Below are 5,725 nucleotides of genomic sequence, written 5' to 3' on the forward strand. Positions count from 1 at the left end.
GACAAGTCCGTAGGACTTTGTCGACAGTCTGAAAAGACTATAGAGTCTTTCTTATCTTTTGCTTTTACAATATATCCTTTTTCTATCTTACAAAGGAGTTTGTAAAGGTTAAAATCAATAACAACTTCCAATTTTTTACCATTAACATCTATTTCTACCTTAATAGCATATTGATCAGTAACCTTTATATAAACGAGATCATACTTAAGTTCTAAACCAATTCTCATATTAGAATCGAAGTCAAAATTCTCGTTGTAAATGAAACCTTCTTTAGGACTTCCATTCCAATGATATATTGCCTTTTGCAACTTGGATAGCAAAGATTTTTTATATAATCTATCGTTTTCAATACATCGCAACATTTGTATATACTCTTCATACTCATCGTTCTCATATTCTTTATAATTAAACAAGAAATGCAATCTTATGATCATCTTAAATTTTCTAATGTATTTTAGTCCATCAAATAAAGTAATGTAATCTTCTATCTCCTTGTATACTTCTTCACCAAAAAGAGCACGACTTTTACCATATATATCTAGGGAGTTATAAAGTTCAACATTGAGTTTGTCTATTTTATAGTTCTGAATTTTACTTGGGTCTTGGCTGCTTATTGCTTTTAATAAAGGAGATCTATCAGAACTTTCAAACAATAAATTCATTAATAAATTATTATTATGATTATTATCTGGAACAATAATATCGTGAATAAAGTTTAAAAGAGCTCTAGTTGAAATTATCCTTTTGTTTTCTATTTGAATCTTTATCAACAAATGAATAACAGCTTTCCTTACATCTTGGTTCATCATTAATTTATAGTTTCTATAAATACTTTCTGTCCTATTAAATCCATCATCATCCATAAAAGCAGCATAAATGGGATTATCTAATTCTTTTCTAAAGATCTTCTCCATTACTTCATTATAAAAAGTGCTATACATGCCATTTTCATTTATTTCAAAAGGCTTTTCTCCTATAAAAGAAACTATTGAAATTTCTTCGTCTAGATTATTTTTCACATCAGCTGTGACTTCTGAAAAAATGTGCGTACTTTCAATCATTTCTTTAAAGTGCGATAAATCCTGATGATTAGAAAAGCTTTCATTCAATTTGTGTAACATTCCAATATTTATCGCTATTACTACCTTCCCACCATTTTCTTTATACTTTCTAAATATATTTATTAAAGTTTCTTGGGCGGTTCTATAAGGGTTATCGCTTTCAGTAGCATCATTATAAATTGTAATGTCTTGCATAAGTTCAGCATATTTATCATTTAGATATGCTAATAAATGTGATTTTCCATCACCAACAGACCCAACTAACAGAATTATTCCTGAGTCTTTTTCTTTCAAAGACTTTAAAGAGCTAATTAATCTGTGTTCTATTGGTCTTTCTATGTGCAAATAGTCATTAAATTCTGTAAATTCTTGGGAGTTTACAATTGACTCTTTTGAAGTGACACTTAAATGTTTCATTATCTCTTCAAAGTTGCTACTTGTTGTAAATGATTTCTTTTTTGTATACCTTTCTAATTTTGTCAGTTGATTTTCAATTTCTGACTTGCTGTTAATATCATTAAATCTTTTGAAATCTGCAATAGCATTTTTAATATTTCTCAATATTTCAAATGTAGTATTATCTATAACTTTCTCCATCTTCAACCTTAAGATCTTTGTGTTTAATTCAGTTACATTTATCTCATCTATACTATAGTCTTTTATAGCTATTTCATTTTCTTTTAAGGAACGAAATAATTTTTCTTCCAACATTTTTAATTCCATCAAATCATTCTCCCTTTTTAAATTATGTATTGTTATTTTTTATTTCAAACCATATTACTACAACATAACAATGATCTTTCCCAATTACTTACCATCCATTTTGATTAAGCTGCACCTTATTATTATCTTATATTTCAACTCATTATGCCATCTTATTTAAAGGTTGCCACACTATGGTTATTAGTTTTTATAACATATGAATATTAATCATAAAACACTTAATTTAATTATTAGACACAAAAATAAACCATGCACTTCTATGATTAACATAGATATGCACGGTTTATTTTTTAGTTATTTTAGATACTCATTCATAAAACAATATTCCACTATTCTTCTTTAAACCAATTAGAAATTTCTCCTCTTCTCGCAGCAAACTTCATCTTTGAAATTGAACTGTTCTTTATAACTACAGTATATCTATAGCTTGTTTCTACTAGTTTAGCTATGTTTTTTAATTCTTCTGGTTCTTTTCCATCTATCCCTAAATATCTAGTGAATACTATAAAATATCTATCCGTAGGCAAAACTTCTTTAGCTTGATTTACCATGTATTCAATAAATTGATTAATTATAACTATTTCCTCTACGCTATTTTCAGTTTCTCTTTCAATAAACCTCAGTTTATTATCAATGAATTCATCTTCTTTAAGATTATCCATTTCTTCATCTAATGATATTTGGTTATAAACACACATTCCCATGAACTTTTTTAAGTTGAATAATTGCTTTTCAGAAATCCCAATCTTCTCCCTCAACAATGCATCTAACTTATCTTCATCCAGAAAGTGATTTTGCGACATTAAACGATTCATATAATTTATCTGTTCTTTTTCAAACGTGGAAATTTTATATGAAGATTTGTGATCATCTATATTCTTTCTGACATAATACTGAACTCTGAAATACTTATCATATTGAAAAGAGCTTTCATTATCTAAATTAAACTTTTCCATTATATTGAGCAATCCTTCATATCCATACGATATTAAATCTTGCTTTTCTAAAATCGTTTCTTTTATCTGTAATATATTTTGTTCAACCACTTTATCAACAGTATGATGATTCAGCATAATGAACTTGTTTGCCCAATACTCTTTTTCCTTCTCATCACACGTTCTCCAATTTTTTATACATTCGATACTCTGAACATTTATTTCCTCTTTTGTAGATCGATCCATTACATTCTTATTTCTATCTTTTGATGTTGTATTCATTTGTTGTCCTTCTTTTCTATATTTTTTAGAACGATTGATTTAAAACCTGCTTCAATTTCTACAATATGAACGCCTACCTCTCACATTTATTTTTATCACTCATAAACTACTCTCCTTTTTCTATACATTTATCAGCATGGAAATGCGAACATACAAATTATACATGCTTTTGCTCTACATTTTGTTTACCAAAAAAGCAAAATAAGTGTCATTTACCTCTTCACTTTCTATATGTTTAACGTTACAATGAGTTCATTCACACAATTTTCTGATTATTGCAATAATTATTATAGGAGGAGATAACTATGAATCGAAGACAACACTACTGGAAAGATTGGCGATTACATGTCTTAGTATTAGCCATTGTTGTGATTTGTGAATTAATTGGCCCATTCGATATTCCATTAGGAGTTACGTCTATTTTATTATTACCTGTAGTTTATGGAGTTGTCTTAGGTTTATTAGCTTATTTCACTCCTTTGGTTGGTAAGAAACAAGCCAAAAACTCAGAGCCTATGGTATTTATTTCTGTTGCTATTTTAATTGCGAAATTTGGTACTGAAGCAGGACCTGCACTTCCTAAAATTATCGCGGCAGGTCCAGCATTAGTTTTACAAGAACTCGGTAACCTAGGTACGATTTTCCTTTCTTTGCCGTTGGCAATTATGCTTGGACTACGTCGTGAGGCTATCGGTATGACACACTCTATTGGTAGAGAAGCAAACATGGCGTTGATTACAGAAAAGTTCGGAATTGAATCACCAGAATGGCGTGGTGTCATGTCTATGTATATCTTCGGAACAATTTTTGGTGCAATATTCTTTAGTATCTTTTCAGGTTTGATCGCATCCATTATACCTTTACATCCATTAGCTTACGCAATGGCGACTGGTGTTGGTAGTGGCGTTATGTCAGCTGCCGCAGTTGGTCCTATTATTGAAATGTTCCCAAGCTACGCTAGTGATATTAAAGCTTTTTCAGGAGTCAGTAACTTATTAACATCAGTAACTGGATTATATATGGGTATCTTAATCGCATTACCATTAACAATTCGTTACTACAATGGTGTTATGAAGGTTAAAGCTAGACTACAAAAAAGTACAAAAGGAAAGAGGGATATACATGAAACTCACGTCTAATATTATCAACTGGTCTTTGACGCTTGTTGTTGTGGGACTTATTGCGTTAATTAGTAACTGGATTGGCCAAGACATTATGCCTTCAAAAGCTGTTCCAGGTGTTCTTGCATTAATGGGAATCGCTTTAGTCGGTATGATTCTTCAACAGCTTATCCCTCTTAACATTCCTAGTATTGCTTATATTGGTGTACTTGGATTAGTACTTACAATTCCTGGTATGCCGACGGCACCTTATATCGTTAGTTGGACACACAATGTAGAATTAATGGCATTAGCTACACCAGTTGTTGCATATGCTGGTATTTCAATCGGCAATTCTTGGACTGACTTTGCGAAGTTAGGATGGAAAACAATCGTTGTAGGTATGGTCATTCTAATGAGTACATATGTCGGTTCAGCCGTCGTAGCTCATATTGTGTTGAAGATACAAGGTATTATTTAACTTATAAATACAAGTTTACTAAATAGGTAAAGGAAGTCGATTGTGCCGTCGACTTCCTTTTTTTATACTAATTTCTAAGTAATAACATCTACTATGTTTATTACTCAAATTAAGCTGCGTCACAATAAATATAGAGAGGACTTGAGATAATGAAAGTCACATACGTCGCAATATTATATAAGAATGTTCCGAAACTCGAAGGCCAATACTTCTTTGTAGATTTCGATGTAGAATCACTGCATGAAGTACTTCCTCCAATCGAACTCCTATCTCCTGAAGATTGCTTAGGCTTCGCCCTAGCAAAGTATAAAGAACTCGGCATCCCCTTACCTGAACCCTTCTCCTTTGATTTAATCTTTCTTAATGACACTTTCTATTATGAGAAAAGAGCAATCACTATTGAACTCAATGAATACACTGGAACTAAGAAACGTAAACCCAAAAAGTTTATTCCTGAATGGCTCTACCGTTTTGAAATGGGCGAAGATGAAAAGTTTCGAAGAAAACGAGAAAGAGATTGGCAAAGAAAAGCTATGGATGAACTAATGAACACAGAATTTGAAGGTGCTCACGTTGGCTTTATGTCAGGCAAGCCTTGGTTACCACAAGCAACAGAAGTAAGATACGAAGAAATTTATGACTTAGAATAAAAAAATGCCTCCAAAAGCATTCACATGATGTGAGCTTAAGGAGGCATTACTTATGCATTAAAACCTATTCAAAGTATTACTGCGATACATTATTTATGATCTTTTGTTTCTTTCTTACGACGATTAAATAAGAATACACTACCTAATGCCGCGAATAATGTTCCAATTAAACCTGCATTTGTACCTTCTTCACCTGTTTCTGGTAAAGCTTTATCTTTAGAAACTTTAGGAGCTTTTTCTAGTTGTTTTTCAGATTTAACTACTTTATGAGGGGCTACATCACCTTTTGGTGCTTTAGGTGGTGTAGGTTGACCAGGTTCTGATGGTTGTTCTGGTGTAGTTGGTACTTCTGGTTTATTTGGTTTTTCAGGTTTTTCTGGCGTGTTAGGTACTTCCGGCTTCTCTGGTTTTTCAGGAACTTTTGGTTCTTCCGGTTTCTCAGGTGTGATTGGTTTTTCAGGTTCTACTACTGGTTTATAGAAGCCACTGTCGA

Annotated in this window: 6 protein-coding genes; 3 read left to right on the plus strand and 3 right to left on the minus strand. The window is 31.8% G+C overall.

Going from position 1 to position 5,725, the window contains the following annotated elements; translation table 11 throughout:
* The coding region (gene dptF, locus HMPREF2846_RS11880; RefSeq protein WP_070626703.1) for a DNA phosphorothioation-dependent restriction protein DptF at positions 1 to 1,784 on the minus strand (1,784 nt) is incomplete at its 3' end.
* A gap of 329 nt (positions 1,785 to 2,113) precedes the next feature.
* A complete protein-coding gene (locus tag HMPREF2846_RS11885) occupies positions 2,114 to 3,001 on the minus strand; it encodes a hypothetical protein (protein WP_070626704.1) in 888 nt (295 codons plus the stop codon).
* Between the two features lie 305 nt (positions 3,002 to 3,306).
* Here HMPREF2846_RS11885 and HMPREF2846_RS11890 point away from each other — a divergent pair, with 305 nt between their 5' ends.
* From HMPREF2846_RS11890 to HMPREF2846_RS11900, 3 genes are all read left to right on the plus strand, one after another.
* Positions 3,307 to 4,140 carry a DUF3100 domain-containing protein gene (locus HMPREF2846_RS11890; protein WP_060804644.1) on the plus strand — a complete coding sequence of 278 codons (834 nt, stop codon included), beginning with the start codon at positions 3,307 to 3,309 and terminating at the stop codon, positions 4,138 to 4,140.
* Positions 4,124 to 4,582 (plus strand): hypothetical protein, encoded by a 459-nt coding sequence (locus tag HMPREF2846_RS11895; protein ID WP_070626705.1) that lies wholly within the window; start codon positions 4,124 to 4,126, stop codon positions 4,580 to 4,582. Before HMPREF2846_RS11890 ends, HMPREF2846_RS11895 begins: the two co-directional genes overlap by 17 nt.
* Before the next feature lie 149 nt (positions 4,583 to 4,731).
* Entirely contained in the window at positions 4,732 to 5,232 is a 501-nt protein-coding gene (locus tag HMPREF2846_RS11900; RefSeq protein WP_070626706.1) for a hypothetical protein, read from the plus strand.
* Positions 5,233 to 5,321: 89 nt separating this feature from the next.
* Here the strand turns inward: HMPREF2846_RS11900 and HMPREF2846_RS14270 are convergent.
* Positions 5,322 to 5,725: LPXTG cell wall anchor domain-containing protein (locus HMPREF2846_RS14270; protein ID WP_141751886.1), on the minus strand; the 404-nt coding region annotated here is incomplete at its 5' end.

Source organism: Staphylococcus sp. HMSC056G08, assembly GCF_001812305.1.
GTDB classification, from domain to species: domain Bacteria; phylum Bacillota; class Bacilli; order Staphylococcales; family Staphylococcaceae; genus Staphylococcus; species Staphylococcus simulans.